Origin of the sequence: Cellulomonas composti, from assembly GCF_007990245.1 — a bacterium.
Lineage (GTDB): Bacteria > Actinomycetota > Actinomycetes > Actinomycetales > Cellulomonadaceae > Cellulomonas > Cellulomonas composti.
This window is the reverse complement of sequence record NZ_BJWG01000002.1, coordinates 146,973-161,177: the sequence shown is the minus strand read 5'-3', so window position 1 is coordinate 161,177 and position 14,205 is coordinate 146,973. Positions and strand designations below refer to the sequence as shown.

Annotated in this window: 13 protein-coding genes and 1 pseudogene; 5 read left to right on the top strand and 9 right to left on the bottom strand. The window is 74.0% G+C overall.

Annotated features, from left to right (window positions below):
* Window positions 1-12 precede the first annotated feature (12 nt).
* Both CCO02nite_RS03325 and CCO02nite_RS03320 read left to right on the top strand, forming a co-directional pair.
* On the top strand, window positions 13-969 hold the full coding sequence (locus CCO02nite_RS03325; RefSeq protein WP_146841620.1) for a carbohydrate ABC transporter permease: 957 nt from the start codon (window positions 13-15) through the stop codon (window positions 967-969).
* On the top strand, window positions 966-1,838 hold the full coding sequence (locus CCO02nite_RS03320) for a carbohydrate ABC transporter permease (RefSeq protein WP_146841619.1): 873 nt from the start codon (window positions 966-968) through the stop codon (window positions 1,836-1,838). Before CCO02nite_RS03325 ends, CCO02nite_RS03320 begins: the two co-directional genes overlap by 4 nt.
* Window positions 1,839-1,967: 129 nt before the next feature.
* Here the strand turns inward: CCO02nite_RS03320 and CCO02nite_RS03315 are convergent, their stop codons facing one another.
* A complete protein-coding gene (locus CCO02nite_RS03315; RefSeq protein ID WP_146841618.1) occupies window positions 1,968-2,924 on the bottom strand; it encodes a CU044_5270 family protein in 957 nt (318 codons plus the stop codon).
* Window positions 2,915-3,475 (bottom strand): RNA polymerase sigma factor, encoded by a 561-nt coding sequence (locus CCO02nite_RS03310; RefSeq protein WP_146841617.1) that lies wholly within the window; start codon window positions 3,473-3,475, stop codon window positions 2,915-2,917. The genes CCO02nite_RS03315 and CCO02nite_RS03310 overlap by 10 nt, the downstream gene beginning before the upstream one ends.
* 169 nt (window positions 3,476-3,644) lie before the next feature.
* Here CCO02nite_RS03310 and CCO02nite_RS03305 point away from each other — a divergent pair, with 169 nt between their 5' ends.
* On the top strand, window positions 3,645-4,988 hold the full coding sequence (locus CCO02nite_RS03305) for a GH1 family beta-glucosidase (RefSeq protein WP_146841616.1): 1,344 nt from the start codon (window positions 3,645-3,647) through the stop codon (window positions 4,986-4,988).
* A gap of 11 nt (window positions 4,989-4,999) precedes the next feature.
* Window positions 5,000-6,235 carry an MFS transporter gene (locus CCO02nite_RS03300; protein ID WP_246117314.1) on the top strand — a complete coding sequence of 412 codons (1,236 nt, stop codon included), beginning with the start codon at window positions 5,000-5,002 and terminating at the stop codon, window positions 6,233-6,235.
* Between the two features lie 32 nt (window positions 6,236-6,267).
* Here the strand turns inward: CCO02nite_RS03300 and CCO02nite_RS03295 are convergent, their stop codons facing one another.
* From CCO02nite_RS03295 to CCO02nite_RS03265, 7 genes are all read right to left on the bottom strand, one after another.
* Window positions 6,268-7,122, bottom strand: coding sequence for a universal stress protein (locus CCO02nite_RS03295; RefSeq protein WP_146841614.1), 855 nt, complete (start codon window positions 7,120-7,122; stop codon window positions 6,268-6,270).
* Between the two features lie 91 nt (window positions 7,123-7,213).
* Window positions 7,214-8,191, bottom strand: a complete 978-nt coding sequence (locus tag CCO02nite_RS03290; RefSeq protein ID WP_146841613.1) for a hypothetical protein — start codon at window positions 8,189-8,191, stop codon at window positions 7,214-7,216.
* Between the two features lie 16 nt (window positions 8,192-8,207).
* Window positions 8,208-8,621 carry a ScoMcrA-related endonuclease gene (locus tag CCO02nite_RS03285; protein ID WP_146841612.1) on the bottom strand — a complete coding sequence of 138 codons (414 nt, stop codon included), beginning with the start codon at window positions 8,619-8,621 and terminating at the stop codon, window positions 8,208-8,210.
* A 258-nt stretch (window positions 8,622-8,879) separates the two neighbouring features.
* The gene (locus tag CCO02nite_RS03280) at window positions 8,880-9,179 is read right to left on the bottom strand and encodes a DUF1540 domain-containing protein (RefSeq protein ID WP_146841611.1); all 300 of its coding nucleotides are present in this window, start codon (window positions 9,177-9,179) and stop codon (window positions 8,880-8,882) included.
* Between the two features lie 106 nt (window positions 9,180-9,285).
* Entirely contained in the window at window positions 9,286-10,032 is a 747-nt protein-coding gene (locus CCO02nite_RS15610) for a hypothetical protein (protein ID WP_186812564.1), read from the bottom strand.
* A gap of 71 nt (window positions 10,033-10,103) precedes the next feature.
* Window positions 10,104-10,892: a phosphotransferase family protein gene (locus CCO02nite_RS03270; RefSeq protein ID WP_222593124.1), complete on the bottom strand. Its 789-nt coding sequence runs from the start codon at window positions 10,890-10,892 to the stop codon at window positions 10,104-10,106.
* Between the two features lie 89 nt (window positions 10,893-10,981).
* Entirely contained in the window at window positions 10,982-11,734 is a 753-nt protein-coding gene (locus CCO02nite_RS03265; RefSeq protein WP_246117313.1) for a hypothetical protein, read from the bottom strand.
* A 108-nt stretch (window positions 11,735-11,842) separates the two neighbouring features.
* On the opposite strand from CCO02nite_RS03265, the pseudogene CCO02nite_RS16425 reads away from it, so the two are divergent.
* Window positions 11,843-12,571, top strand: a pseudogene (locus CCO02nite_RS16425) (sigma-70 family RNA polymerase sigma factor); the annotation flags it as partial.
* Between the last annotated feature and the right edge of the window lie 1,634 nt (window positions 12,572-14,205).

Here is a 14,205-nt window from a genome sequence, read left to right as displayed (position 1 = left end):
CACACACCCCCGATGCCTGCGGGGGAGCTCGTGACGGAGGGCCCGGGGCGAGCCCCGGGCGCTCGGACCGGCCGGCTGAGGAACCTGCGACCGACCACCTGGGTCGGGCTCGCCTTCGCGCTCCCGCTGCTCGCCTACCTGTTGATCTTCTACCTGTACCCACTCGTCGAGAACGTCTCGATGAGCCTGCACAGGTTCACCAGGGCGTCGTTCGTCACGGGTGAGGCGCCGTTCGTCGGGTTCGACATCTTCGGCGAGGTGATCTCGTCGCCGCAGTTCTGGCCGACCGTGCGCCAGACGGCCATCTTCGTGATCGTGTCGCTCACGTTCCAGTACGTCATCGGGCTGGCCCTCGCGGTGTTCTTCCGACGGGTCTTCCCGCTGTCGGCGGTGCTCCGAGGCCTGTTCCTCGTGCCGTGGCTGCTGCCGATCATCGTGTCCGGCACGACGTGGCAGTGGATGATGGACGCCGACTCCGGCATCCTCAACCAGTTCCTCGGCATCTTCGGCGTCGACCCCGTCTGGTGGCTCAACGCGGAGAACTCCCTGATGTCCGTGACCATCGCGAACATCTGGCTGGGCATCCCGTTCAACCTCGTGATCCTCTACTCGGGCCTGCAGAACATCTCCGGCGACCTGTACGAGGCCGCCTCGCTCGACGGGGCCGGCCCGTGGCGGCAGTTCTGGTCGATCACCTTCCCGCTGCTCAAGCCGGTCACGGCGATCACGCTGCTGCTGGGCTTCGTCTACACGCTCAAGGTCGTCGACATCATCTGGATCATGACGATGGGCACGGGCACCTCGCAGACCCTCGCGACGTGGGCGTACTCGATGGCGTTCGGCAAGGGCTCGTCCGGCGTCATCCGCTACTCGGAGGCCTCGGTGGTCGGCACGATCCTTCTCGTCATCGCGCTCGCGATGGGCTTCATCTATCTCGCAGTGCAGCGCCGGCAGGAGGCTGACCGATGAGCACGTCCGTGGCAACCCTCAGCAGCACGGGCACAGCGCCCGCCGGTCGGGACAACCGGGTGCGCCGGGCGTGGTGGAAGACGACCATCGGCGTGATCCTGACCGCGGTGATGCTGTTCCCCGTCTACTGGATGGTGAACGTCTCCCTGACTCCCCGGGACGCGATCCGCAGTGCGGACCTGTTCCCCCACAACCCGACGTTCGAGCACTACTCGCAGGCGTTGAGCCAGCAGCTCCCGTACCTCGGGACGAGCCTGCTCGTCGGGCTCGGCACCGTGGCGCTGACGCTCCTGATCTCCGCGCCCGCGGGGTTCGCCGTGTCACGGCTGTTCGTCCCCGGTCGACGCGTGCTGAACTTCTCGCTGATCGTGGCGCAGATGATCCCCGCGGTGGTGATGGCGCTGGGCTTCTACCAGATCTACTCCCGGCTCGACATCCTCAACACCGTCCCGGGCCTGATCCTGGCGGACTCGACGATCGCCGTGCCGTTCGCGGTGATGCTCTTCTCGGCGTTCATGGCCGGGATCCCGGGCGAGCTGCTCCAGGCCGCGCAGATCGACGGCGCGTCGCACTGGCGCACCTTCCGGTCGGTGGTCCTCCCGATCTCGCGGAACTCGGCGGTGACGGTCGCGCTCTTCGCCTTCCTGTGGGCGTGGTCGGACTTCCTGTTCGCGTCCACGCTGAACCGCGAGGGCGGGAACCTGCGCCCGATCACCATGGGCATCTACGACTTCATCGGCGCGCAGAACCAGGAGTGGGGTCCGATGATGGCGACCGCGGTGATCGCCTCGATCCCCACGGCGGTCCTGCTGGTCGTCGCGCAGCGGTACGTCGCGGCCGGCGTGACCGCGGGTGCGGTCAAGGACTGAGCGGCGCGAGCGTGCGGCGCAGCTCGACCACGAGCACGTCGCAGGTCGTCGGCCGGCTGACGCGCCGGAGCCACGCGCGGGGCGAGTGATCGCCCGGCGCGTGGCTCCGACGTGCGTGCCGGCGGTCGGTCAGCAGGACACTCCGGAACCCGGTCCGCACAGCGGCGGGTCGATGTCGGGCGCCGACTGTGCGGGGCCCTGCTCCAGGTACGTCGACCAGTGGTCCACCGCGCCGCTCGCGTCGAACGCGACCTGCTCGAGCAGGCGGCCGTCGGCCGGGTCGAGGATCAGCCGCTCGCGGTACCAGCCGATGCCCGTCTGGTCGAGCTCGACGGCGGTGCCGGTGCGTCCGGCGTGGTCGGTGGTGGTGCCGACGAGCTCGACGCCCGGCACGGCGGCGGCGACCTCCCAGAGGGCCGCACGCAGCGCGGGCGTCGCCGGGGCTCCGCTGAGCAGCCCGGTCACCACGGACCACAGCTCGACGTCCGGGGTGGGTCCACGGTCCTGGCCGATCCGGGCGCGCAGCAGCGCCTCGAGCGCGGCCGGATCGGTGGGCAGCGCCGCGATCCCCGCCCAGTCCGTGGTCCGGCCGTCGTCGAGCGACGAGCCCGCGAACGACGACGTGTAGACGCCGTCGTCGCCGGGCACGGCGCGGGGCTCGGCCTGGAGCTCCTCGTTCTGGACGCGGGCGATCCCGTCGTGGTCGATCCAGAGCTGGGTCCGCAACGGCTCCTTGCCCGCGTACGCGAACTCCAGGTCGACGTGCCAGAAGGGCGCGTCGACCGTGTCCGGCTGCCCGGCCGCCGCGGCCCCGGCAGCGACGAGCACGGCGGCCGCCTGCGCGGAGTCCTGCGGCGCGTGGCCGCCGAGGCCCACGGTGGGCGCGACGACGAGCGCGCCCGCGGCCGCCACGGACACCAGCGCGACGAGCCCGGTGCGCCGGCGTCGCGAGCGGCGGGCGGTGGCCACGTGCAGCTGGGAGACGCGCACCTGGGTGTCGAGCGCGGCCCGGGCGCGCCGGAGCGTGGTGTCGGACGGTGCCGAGATCGTCGGGGCGGTCTCGTCGAGAAGCGTGGTCAGGTCCATGAGATGTCCTTCCGGGGAGCGGAGTCGAGGGCGGCCTGGGCGCGGCGGCGGGCCCGCGCCAGGCGGGAGCGCGCGGCGTCGCCGCTGATGCCGAGCACCGAACCGGCCTCGGCGGGGGTGAGGCCGTCCCAGGCGACGAGCAGCAGCACGTCACGCTCGTCGGGGGTGAGCGCGGCCAGTGCGCGTCGCAGCTCGTCGCGACGGCCGAGGGCGTCGAGACGGTCGTCGACCGCCGCCCAGTCCATGTGGTCGTCCGGTGGCCACCCGGGGGTCGGTGCCCGCCGGCGCAGATGGGCCCGCACGACGTTGCGCGCGATCCCGTACAGCCACGGCAGCGCCGAACCGGAGGGGTGCGCGTGGACGCGTTCGCGTGCGGTGGTCGCCGCGACGAAGACCTCGGCGAGCAGGTCGTCGGCGGCCTGGGGGCCGGTGCGGCGGGCGAGGAAGCGGTGGACCGCGCGGGCGTGCCGCTCGAAGAGCAGCCCGATCGCGTCGGGATGGAGCCGGAGTCGGGCGAGCAGCTCGTCGTCCGGCGGTTCGTCGGTGCTCATACCCCTCCTATGCCCCGGGCCGGCCGAGCGTGACGCGCCCCGTCATCATCGCGGCCCGGCCGGACGGGGGAACGTCGACGGGCCGGGCCGCGACCCGGACGTGGCTGCCACGCGCGGAGCACGCGGCGCAGTACGTTGCGCGTGACGACCTCGCAGGCAGGAGCCGCCCGTGAACAGCAGCGACCCGACCCGGGGGCTTCGCCCGGACTTCCTGTTCGGCGCGAGCACCGCGGCGTACCAGATCGAGGGTGCGGTCGCCGAGGACGGGCGCGGCCGGAGCATCTGGGACACGTTCACCGCCGAGCCGGGGCGCGTGCGCGACGGCAGCACGGGCGCGGTCACGTGCGACCACTACCACCGCTGGCCGCAGGACGTGGCCCTCATGCGCGAGCTGGGGCTGGACGTCTACCGGTTCTCGATCGCCTGGCCGCGCATCCAGCCCGACGGGCGGGGGCCGGCGAACCGCGCGGGTCTGGACTTCTACGACCGCCTCGTCGACGCGCTGCTCGCGGCGGGCATCCGCCCGATGGCGACGCTGTACCACTGGGACCTGCCGCAGGCGCTCGAGGACGAGGGCGGCTGGCAGGTGCGGGAGACCGCGCTGCGGCTCGGCGAGTACGCCGGGATCATGGGCGAGCTGCTCGGCGACCGCGTGACGCACTGGTGCCCGGTCAACGAGCCGAACGTGCTGGCGCTCAACGGGTACGGCGACGGCTCGCTCGCGCCGGGCAAGGCGCTCGCGTTCGGCGCGCTGCCGGTCGCGCACCACGCGCTGCTCGCGCACGGGCTCGCGGTGCAGGCGCTGCGCGCCGCGGGTGCGAGCGGCATCGGCACCGCGACGAACCACGCACCCGTGTGGCCGCTGTCCGACGACGATGCGGACGTGGCCGCCGCGGGCCTGTTCGACACGCTCTGGAACCGGCTGTTCGCGGACCCGGTGCTGCTCGGCACGTACCCCGAGGGCATCGCGGAGGCGTTGCCGGGGCCGGTGGCCGACGACCTGGCGGTGATCTCGCAGCCCCTCGACTTCTACGGCGTGAACTACTACAACCCGCAGGGCGTCCGGGCGGCCGCGCCCGGCGCGCCCGTCCCGTTCGAGGTGGACGTGGTCCCCGGTTACCCGACGACCGACTTCGGCTGGCCCGTGGTACCGGCGGCGTTCACGGACCTTCTCGTCGGGCTCGCCGAGCGCTACCCGGGGATCCCGCCGATCGTCGTGACCGAGAACGGCTGCTCGTACGGCACCGGACCCGACGAGAACGGCGTCGTCGACGACCAGGCGCGGATCGACTACCTCGACGGGCACCTGCGAGCGGTCGCGGACGCCGTCCGGCGCGGCGTCGACGTGCGCGGCTACTGCTGCTGGTCGCTGCTCGACAACTTCGAGTGGGCCGACGGCTTCACGCAACGATTCGGGCTCGTCCACGTGGACTACGGGACGCTCGCCCGCACGCCCAAGCGCTCGTTCGGCTGGTACGCCGACGTCATCCGGGCGCACCGGGCCCGCGCATGAGCGTCCCGGCCGTGGACCGAGCGCTCGCGGAGCCGACCGCGCGCACGTCGCGCGTGTGGGTCGCGTGGCTGGTGCTCGCGAGCATCGGGCTGTGGTCGGGCTTCTTCGGGCCCATCCAGGTGCTGCTCGCGCAGCAGGCCGAGGCGGTCTCGCCCGACCACAAGGAGGCCGTGCTCTCGCTGGTCACGGGCGTGGGTGCAGCCGTCTCGATGGTGCTCAACCCCGTGTGGGGCGCGTTCTCGGACCGCACCGTGCTCCGCGTCGGCCGCCGGCTGCCGTGGGTGGTGGGCGGCGCGGGGGCCGGCGCGGTCGCGATGCTGCTGCTCGCGGGTGCGCACAGCGTCCCGACGATGGTGCTCGCCTGGGCGCTCGCGCAGGCGGGGCTCAACGCGATGCTGGCCGCGATCACCGCGGTGGTGCCCGACCAGGTGCCGGAACGCGAGCGCGGCGTCGTCGGAGGCGTGCTCGCGATCGCCCAGACCGTCGGCGTCATCGCCGGCTCGGGCGTGGCCGCGGCCACCGGCAGCATCGCCGCCGGCTACCTGACGCTCGCCGCGGTGCTCGTCGTGACGACGATCCCGTACGCGCTGGACTCGCGGGACGTCGCACTGCCCCGCGAGCTGCGCCCGCCGATGCGCTGGCGCGCGTTCCTGCGCGGCTTCTGGGTCTCGCCCCGCCGGCACCCGGACTACGGCTGGGCGTGGATCACGCGCTTCCTCATGAACCTCGGCAACGCGCTGCTGGTGCTCTACCTGCTCTACTACCTGACCGACGAGGTGGGCCTGGCCGACGACGCGGCCGAGAGCGCGGTGTTCACGCTGACCGCGGTGTACGGCGTCACGACGGTGATCACGGCCTACCTCGGTGGGCGGTGGTCGGACCGCATGGGCCGGCGCAAGGTGTTCGTCATCTGGTCAGGGATCGTGACGGCGGTGGCGCTGCAGCTCTTCGCCCTGGTGCCGACCCTGCCGGCGGCCTACGTCGCGGCGGTGGTGCTCGGCATCGGGTTCGGCACGTACACCGCGGTGGACTTCGCGCTCATCACGCAGGTGCTGCCTGCCGCGGGGGACCGCGCCAAGGACCTGGGCGTCATCAACATCGCCAACACGCTGCCGCAGGTGCTCGCGCCCGTGGTCGCGGCAGGCGTGATCGGCGCGGGCCTCGGCTACCGCGGGCTGTACACCTTGGCCGCGCTGGTCAGCGTGCTCGGTTCGGTGCTCGTGGTGCGGATCCGCGGCGTCGCCTGAGCGCCCTCACCGAGCGCCCTCACTGAGCGCCCTCACTGAGCGCCCTCACGAGCGCGGACGACGAGCACGGGGCACCGGGCGTTCAGCACGACGGTGTGGCTCGTGGAGCCGAGCAGCAGCCGGGGCAGACCGTGCCGGCCGCGGCTGCCGACCACGAGGAGCCAGGCGCTGCTCGCGGCGGTCAGGAGCGCCTTGGCCGGCCGTTCGTTCGAGAGGTCCGCGTGCACCCGGACGTCGGGGTGCCGTTCGGCGAGGCCGGCCATCACCTCGCTGAGGATCAGGCGCTGCGACTGGTGGTAGGTCGCGACGACCTCGGTGGGAAAGCTCTCGCGACCGGCGTAGACGGACGCGTCGGACAGCGCGTGCACCACGTGCAGGTCGTGACCCGTCCACTCGCACAAACTCGCGGCCACGTCGAGCGCCGCGACGCTGTACGACGAGTCGTCCACGCCGACGACGATGCCCGTCGCATCCGCACGAGGTGGCCCGGGCACGACCGCGACGGGGCACGGCGCGTGCGCGGCGACCTGGTAGGCGAGCGATCCGGCGAAGGCACGCTCGGCGGGGCTGAGCCGGTGCGTGCCGACGACGAGCAGGTCGTCGGGTCCGGCGAGCTCGACCAGCGCCTGTGCGGGGCGACGCCGGTCCAGGCGCGTCTCGACCTCCAGGCCCGGCACGAGCTCGCGCGCGCGGGCCTCCGCGTTCGCGAGCAGGTCCGCGGCGTCCGGGTCCAGCAGGTTGTTCGGCAGGTCGAACTCCGTGAGCGTGTACCCGGTGCAGTGCACCACGACGAGCCGTGCGGTCGGGTGCTCGCACCGGCGGGCGGCCCAGTCGAGCGCCGCGCCGCTGTGGGCGGACCTTTCGATCCCGACGATGATGCGCCTCATGCTTCCCACCTCCGAGAGGGGGAGCCGCGACCGGTCGACGCGGTCCCGCTCTCTTCAGGCAACGCCCGGGGACCCGGGCGTGCCAGGGCCTTCAGTCCCTGGGGGTGCGGGGCGGGCTCTGCTGCGCGCGTTCGACGGCCGCGGTGAGCACCCGGGTGGTGCGCGAGCCGGACGGGAGGTGGAGCGTGCTCGTCGAGGCGCCTCCGACGAGCACGACGTCCGACACCCCCTCGTACACGGGGTGCGGCTCGACCTCGACCCGGTCGAGGCCGGCCCAGGGCACGACCAGGCGGGACGCGGACAGCGCCGGGGCCCGGCCGCGGATCAGCGACGCGTGCCGGCCGAACACCTCGAGCGCGACGTCGTCGCCCGCGAGCACGCCGCCGTGCAGGGTCATCGGGTTCAGCGCGTGCAGCGCCCGCCGGACGGACCCGACGAGCCCGCCGGGCCGAGGGGTCACGACGACCCGGTCGTGGCAGGCCCAGGCGGTCAGCCCCGGCAGCGCGCGGGCCGCGGCGCGGTGGTCGGAGACGAGCGCCACGTCGACGGCCTGCAGGGCGATGGCGCTCGTCGGCAGCGCATGCTCGGCGGTCGCGGCCCGCAGCCGGCCCCCGAGGCTCGCGGGCGCGGCCGGCGTCAGGAGTCCGCGGAGCTCGTCGACGAGACCGGTCACCGCCGAGCGGGCCGAGCCGTTGTAGGCGAACCGCACCTGCGCACCCGTGCGCGACCTGATGGTCAGGCTGCCGTCGAGCAGGCTGACGGCATCCCGGATCGCCACGACGTCGTCGACCGGGACGTCGGTCCGGTCGAAGCCCGGGCCGTCCGCGACCGTCGTCCGGCGGCTCAGGCACGTCAGCGTCCGCCCCTGGAGGACCACGAGGTGGTCGTACAGGTCCATCGCCGGGTGGGCGTCGCGGCGCGCGACGTTGCGCGGCACCTTCAGGACCGTCGGCGACGACCCGAAGTCGATCTCGTGGCCCCGGAAGAGCCGCGGCACGTCGTCGGGCGACTCGACGCGGTCGATCCACGGGCCGAACCGGTCGTACTCGGTGCTCGGTGCGCTGGTCACCGGACCCTCCCGGACGTCAGCCGCAGTAGTCGCACACGCCGGTGCCCGGCAGCGTCATCGAGCAGGTCGGGCAGATGGCCTCGACGCGTTCGGGGGTCGCGGAGCGGCGGACGGGCGCGCGGCGGGCCGGTGCCGGGGTGCGCGCCGAGCGCGGCGGCTCGGTGACCTCGAAGCCACGCTTGCGCAGGATGCCGGCCGCGCCGTGGGCCCCGCCGCTCATCTCGTTCGCGGCTGCCAGGCGCCCGGTCGCGAAGCGGTGCGCGACGCCGAGGACGGCCCGCGGGTCGTAGCGGCGGCCGTCGTGGAGCAACGAGTAGTCGGCCAGCGGGTCGAAGCCGTACACCCCGAGGAAGTCGCTCTCACCGCGGCTGTCGTACTCCGCGATCGCCTGGAGGATGTTCTGCCGCGTCACGCTGGAGAAGGTTGCCACGGCACGAGCCTACGTCGCGGGCCCCGCCCCCCGGACGCCCGAGGTCCCACCCCCCGACCGACCCGCCACCCACAACCCACCCACGCACGTCCCACCCACCCGCGACTGCACGTCGATGCAGGCATGGATGCAGCTCCCGGCCGGTGCACCCGCCGGATGCTGCATCCATCCCTGCCGTCAGGGACGGGGACGGGACAGGGGCGGGACGGGACGGGCGGCGGGGGCGGGGCGGCTCGGGTGGGGGTGAGCTGGGTGGGGTCAGCTGGGGTCGTAGGTGAGGCAGTCGGCGATGTCGTGGCCGGCGCCGACGCGCACGGACGAGGCGGTGCACTCGAGCGACGAGTTGTGCGTGCAGTCCGCGCGCTGGCAGGCGCCGACGTGCGAGATGACCTTGTCGAGGCCGCCCTTGATGCCCAGCGGGATGAAGGTCGCGCACTTCGCGTCGCCGTTGCTGCCGCCGACGGTGATTGCGGCCGCGTGGCAGTTGGAGTGGTCGTTGTACGAGCAGCCCGACACCGAACACTCGGTGATCGTGGGCAGCTCCATGAGGTCGGTCATGTGGCACCTCCGGGTGGTGGGGCGGGCTGGGGGGGCTCCGTCCCGACCGACGCTAGACCCTTTCGTAAATGGGCGCTAGCAAGGCAAGACTGACTAACATCGCAGGTCAGAGGCGTCTTTTGCGAAAAGACCGTGTTGCGTAAATAGTCTCGGCGAGCCCTCGTCGCAGGTCAGAGGGCCGCCAGCCGGCGGCGTACCGCACGGCGTCGCGACCGCCGCGCGCCAACAGGACGCTGCCCTTCCCGAGCCCGGAGATGCGCGCGACCGCCACGACGACCGCGGCGCCGACCAGGGCGACCCCGACGAGCGGGAGCAGCGCCCGCACGGCGATGTCCAGCAGAGCAGGCAGCGCCGCATGACCCCACGGCACGACGTTCCAGACGACACCGGCGACCAGCAGCCCGATTCCCCAGAGCCCGAGCCACACCGCCCCGATCAGGCCGAGGCGCATGCCGAACGGGCTCTTGACGTCGAACCCGACGAGCGCGTCGGTGACCATCACGCCGCCCGCGACCAAGGGCAGTCGCTCGGCGACCTCCGCACCCGTCGCGTACGCCTCGGCGGCGGCGAGCACGTCGTCGAGGTCGGTCAGCCGCATGAGCGCGGTGGTGGCCCGCGTCTGCGGCGTGCGGTCCCGTGCCGCGGTGTCACCGGCGACCTGGTCCACGACGAAGCTGATCGCGTCACCCGCCCCGAACGGCAGGGGACCGGTGCGCACCGGGCGCCCGTCGGGCAACCGCTCCGGCAGGCGCACGTCCGCCCACTCGACGCCCGTCCAGAACTGCACGAAGCCTGGCTCGGCGGGCCGGGGGTACCAGCCGGCGGGGGTCAGCGTCTCGTCGGCCTGCGTCATGCACGCATCCCACCACGCCGGGAGGCGTACGGGGAGGCGTTTGGCGAGAGGTCAGCCCGGTCGGCGTGCGATCAGCGCGCGAGCTCGACGAGGGTGCGGACGAGCGCCACGGCCGGCGCGACGAGCTCGTACTCGCCCGAGACGAGCGCCGGGTCCTGGTGGCGCAGTGCGGCGGCGTCGTCGAGCACGGCGAGCACGTCGGTGTCCGCATGGGCCAGATCCGTGTGGGCAAGGTAGGCGACGAGCAGCGCGCGGGCCGCGTGCGAGTAGTCGCCGCCGGCGTCGACCGCGACCTCGGCGAGCACGAGCGCGGTGACGACGACGTCGAGCGCGGGTGTTCCGGTGCGGGCGTTGGCCCAGTCGACCACCGCGGGGCCGGTCGACGTGAGGATGACGTTGCCGGGGTGCAGGTCCAGGTGCACGATCGCGGGGCCGCCGGTCGCGTGCGGCCACGACTCGTCGCCGCCGTCCCACGCCGCCGGGACCGGGAGCGCGTGCAGCCGCGCGTGCAGGTCCGCGAGCACCGCGGCACCGTCGGTCAGCGAGACCTCGCCGGCGGCGAGCGCCTGCAGCAGCGTCGGGCCGTGCAGCCGCTCCATGAGCAGCAGCGGCCCCTGCGAGGCGTAGACCCGCGGCGCAGGGAACCCGAGCCCGACGACGTGCTCGAGCACCGCGACCTCGGCCCCTGCGTCGCGTCCCGAGCGGTAGCGGCGCAGCACGTACTCGTCGGACAGGGCGAAGACGTCGGCGCACACCCCGGCGGCCAGGAGCGGGCCCGGGTCGTCGAGGTCGATCGACTCGAAGCTCGGCACGGTGCCGTGGGTCTCCGGGTCGGGAGGAGCCACGCCGGTGGGGGTCATCCTTCGACGGTAGACGCCCGCACGCGCGTTTGTCCCCCGAGAGATACGAACTCGTCGGGCACGGGCGTCCGCGGCCGACGAGCGGCGCGTCAGACGCGCAGCAGGTGCGCGAGCCGGTCGACCGCGAGCACCGCCGACGACGCGAGCGGCTCGGTCCACGAGCGAACGGGGGACCGCGTGACGGCCGCGGCGTCGAGCGCGGCGGCACGTTCGGTGATCAGCTCGGCCGCGAGCGGCTGCCCGTCGTCGTCCTGCGGGCGCAGCAGCACGACGAACACGCCGCCGCCGAGGCTCGCCATCGGCTGACCAGCGCCGAACGTGTCCTGCAGGGCCGATCCGACCGCCGCCGAACGTGCCATGCGCGCGAACGGGTCCGGCACGCCCGCCGCCACGTCGAGGACCAGCAGCCGGTGGTCGGCCGCCGTGCCGTCGTGGAAGCACTCCGCGAGCCGCAGCTCGAGGTAGTCGCGCCGGGGCAGGCCCGACTCCGGGTCCGTGAGGCCCGACGCGACGAAGCCCGCGGCCTGTGCGTCGGTCCAGCCCGCGCACAGCGCGCGGACGACCTGGAGCGGCGGTTCGCCGCCGGTGGTGCTGCGGTACAGGCAGGCCAGGTCGTCGATGCTCTCGCCGATGCCGACACCGGCCTCCGCGCGCGCGGCACCGAGGAGCTCCGCGGCGGGAGCGGGGTCCTCGGCGAGCAGCAGTGCGGTCGCGAGCTCGTCGACGGCGGGGTGGTACCAGTCCGACGGTCGCCGCCAGACGGACGCCGTGCTCTCGTCGCGCCACCGCTCGCGCAGGGCGCGCGGGAGCGCAGCGGCAGGGGGGCCGGTATCGATGGTCACGCCGCATGAGAGGCACCTGCGGCCCCGTCGTGACGCGGACCGGGGGCTTTTCACCCGATCGGACGCTGTGGACAACCGTCCAGGGCGTTTCCTCCCTGTTGGTCTGGTATGCCACCCTGGAAGGTACGACTCCGAGAAGAGAGGGCCTTGACCGCGCACACCGATGTCGAGGACGTCGTCCGCAGCGACGCGGAGCTGATCGCTTCCGCGCGCGCAGGCGACCCCGCGGGCTTCGCCGGGCTGTACGAGCGGCACGCCGGTGCGGCCCTCGTCGTCGCGCGCCGGTACGTCGACGGCGACGCGGACGCCGAGGACGTCGTCGCGGACTCGTTCACCGCCGTGTACGGCGCGCTGGGCCGTGGGCACGGTCCCGACGAGGCGTTCCGCGCCTACCTGTTCACCGTGGTGCGCCGGGTCGCGGCGGTGCGGCGCGAGGGCGCGCGGCGTGCACGACCCACCGACGACGTCGCGGAGCTCGAGGCGGGCACCGCGCTCGCGGGTACGGCGGAGGAACCCGCCCTGGCGGGCTTCGAGCGGGGCGTCGTCGCGCGTGCGTTCCACTCGTTGCCGCAGCGGTGGCAGGCGGTGCTGTGGCACACCGAGGTCGAGGGGCTGACGCCCGCCGAGATCGCGCCGATCCTCGGTCTGACGGCCAACGGTGTCGCTGCCCTGTCCTACCGCGCGCGCGAGGGACTGCGGCAGGCGTACCTGCAGCAGCACCTGCAGGACCCGCTCGAGCAGGAGTGCCGGGCGTTCGCCGGGCAGCTCGGCTCGTACGTGCGCGGCGGGCTCAGCGCGCGTGACACCACGAAGGTCGAGGCGCACCTCGACGGGTGCGGTGACTGCCGGGCGCTGGTGCTGGAGCTGGGCGACGTCAACCACGGCATGCGCGCGGTCGTCGCGCCGCTCGTGCTCGGTCTTGTCGGCGTCGGCGCGCTGTCGCACGCGCTGCCCGTCGGCGGCGGTCTCGCGGCCGCCGGTGCGTGGGGTGCGGCGGCGGGCGGTGCCGGCGGTGCCGGTGGCGCGACGCTCGGACAGCTCGGCAAGGAGGCGGGAGCCGGCGGTGCGGGCGGCGGTGCCGCGGCAGGCGCGGCAGCGGCAGGTGGTGCTGCGGGCAGTTCGGCGGCGAGCTCGGTCGGCGGCGTCGCGGCGTTCCTCGCGAGCATCCCGGCAGGAGTGGTCGGTGTGCTCGCGGGCACGATCGTGGTCGCCGCGGTCGCGGTCGCGGTCGTCACCGGCCTGCGCTCCGGCTCCGACGACCCGGACCTCGGCCCGGTCGCTGCCACGAGCTCCCCGTCGGCGACGACACCGGGCGGCGAGCCGTCCTCGTCGGCCGACCCGTCCGCGGGACCGCTCCCGACGAACGACCCGGGCGACCCGACGCAGGGCCCGACGAACGCACCGATCTTCGACCCGGGCCCGGGATCCGACCCGAGTGCCGACCCGACGTCCCGTCCCACCGCGGGCCCCACGGCGGGCCCCACGGCGGAGCCGACGAGCGAGCCGACCACTGAACCGACCACTGAACCGACGAGCGAGCCGACAACTGAGCCGACGATCGAACCCACCGTCGAGCCGACGATCGAGCCCACGGTCGAACCCACGGTCGAGCCGACGACGCCTCCGCCGGCTCCCGCGGACGTCTCGGTCGAGCTCCCGTCGGACGGCCTCGCGCTCGACGCGGGCAGCGCGGGTCAGGAGCTCGCGCTGACCCTGCGCAACAGCGGCGACGAGCCGGCGCGCTCGCTGGTCGCCGAGCTCACGACGCCCACCGGCGTGACGGTCGACAGCCTCACGACCGGGATGTCGCGCGCCGCGACGGCCTGGGGCTTCCTTGCGGCCGACCCGGGGTGGTCGTGCACGGTCGCCGACAGCCAGCACGCCCGCTGCACGCTCGACGCGCTGCCCGGCGGGGCGACGTCACGCCTGTCGGTGCGCGTGAGCATCGACGAGTCCTTCGACGCGTCGGGTGCGGACGTGCAGCTCAGCGTCGTCGGCGAGGACATCGACTACCAGCCGGAGCCGATCGAGGTCGTCGTGCGCCCCGCGCCCGCGCGAATCGCGCTCGCGGCGGACCAGCAGGTGCCGACGCTCGTCGCGGGGCGTCCGGTGACCGCGACGATCGCGCTGCGCAACGCGGGGGGACTGCCGGCGTCCGCCCCGACCGCGACCGTCCACCTGCCGGCGGGCGTCCTCTGGGCGGGTGGCGAGACCGGTGACTGGACGTGCGCGACGCCGCCCGGTGACCAGGTCGGCGTGGTCGGACCGCAGGCCGAGGGCGCCGACGTGACGTGCGCCCGGGGTGAGCTCGCCGCACGCGCGACCGCGCCGCTCGCGCTGACGCTCGTCGCCCCGGACCCGGGTGAGCTGGGGAGCGCGGAGCTCACGGTGGACGTGACGCCGGCGGGCGGCCGACCGGCCCTCGTCGTGCCGTTCGACGTGCTGCGACCCGCCCGGATGACCGTGACCTC

What these genes read in the sequence shown, in the direction of transcription:
- CCO02nite_RS03325 (WP_146841620.1), top strand. Translation starts at nt 13, where the DNA reads ATGCCTGCGGGGGAGCTCGTGACGGAGGGCCCGGGGCGAGCCCCGGGC.
- CCO02nite_RS03320 (WP_146841619.1), top strand. Translation starts at nt 966, where the DNA reads ATGAGCACGTCCGTGGCAACCCTCAGCAGCACGGGCACAGCGCCCGCC.
- CCO02nite_RS03315 (WP_146841618.1), bottom strand. Translation starts at nt 2,924, where the DNA reads ATGGACCTGACCACGCTTCTCGACGAGACCGCCCCGACGATCTCGGCA.
- CCO02nite_RS03310 (WP_146841617.1), bottom strand. Translation starts at nt 3,475, where the DNA reads ATGAGCACCGACGAACCGCCGGACGACGAGCTGCTCGCCCGACTCCGG.
- CCO02nite_RS03295 (WP_146841614.1), bottom strand. Translation starts at nt 7,122, where the DNA reads ATGAGGCGCATCATCGTCGGGATCGAAAGGTCCGCCCACAGCGGCGCG.
- CCO02nite_RS03280 (WP_146841611.1), bottom strand. Translation starts at nt 9,179, where the DNA reads ATGACCGACCTCATGGAGCTGCCCACGATCACCGAGTGTTCGGTGTCG.
- CCO02nite_RS15610 (WP_186812564.1), bottom strand. Translation starts at nt 10,032, where the DNA reads ATGACGCAGGCCGACGAGACGCTGACCCCCGCCGGCTGGTACCCCCGG.
- CCO02nite_RS03270 (WP_222593124.1), bottom strand. Translation starts at nt 10,892, where the DNA reads ATGACCCCCACCGGCGTGGCTCCTCCCGACCCGGAGACCCACGGCACC.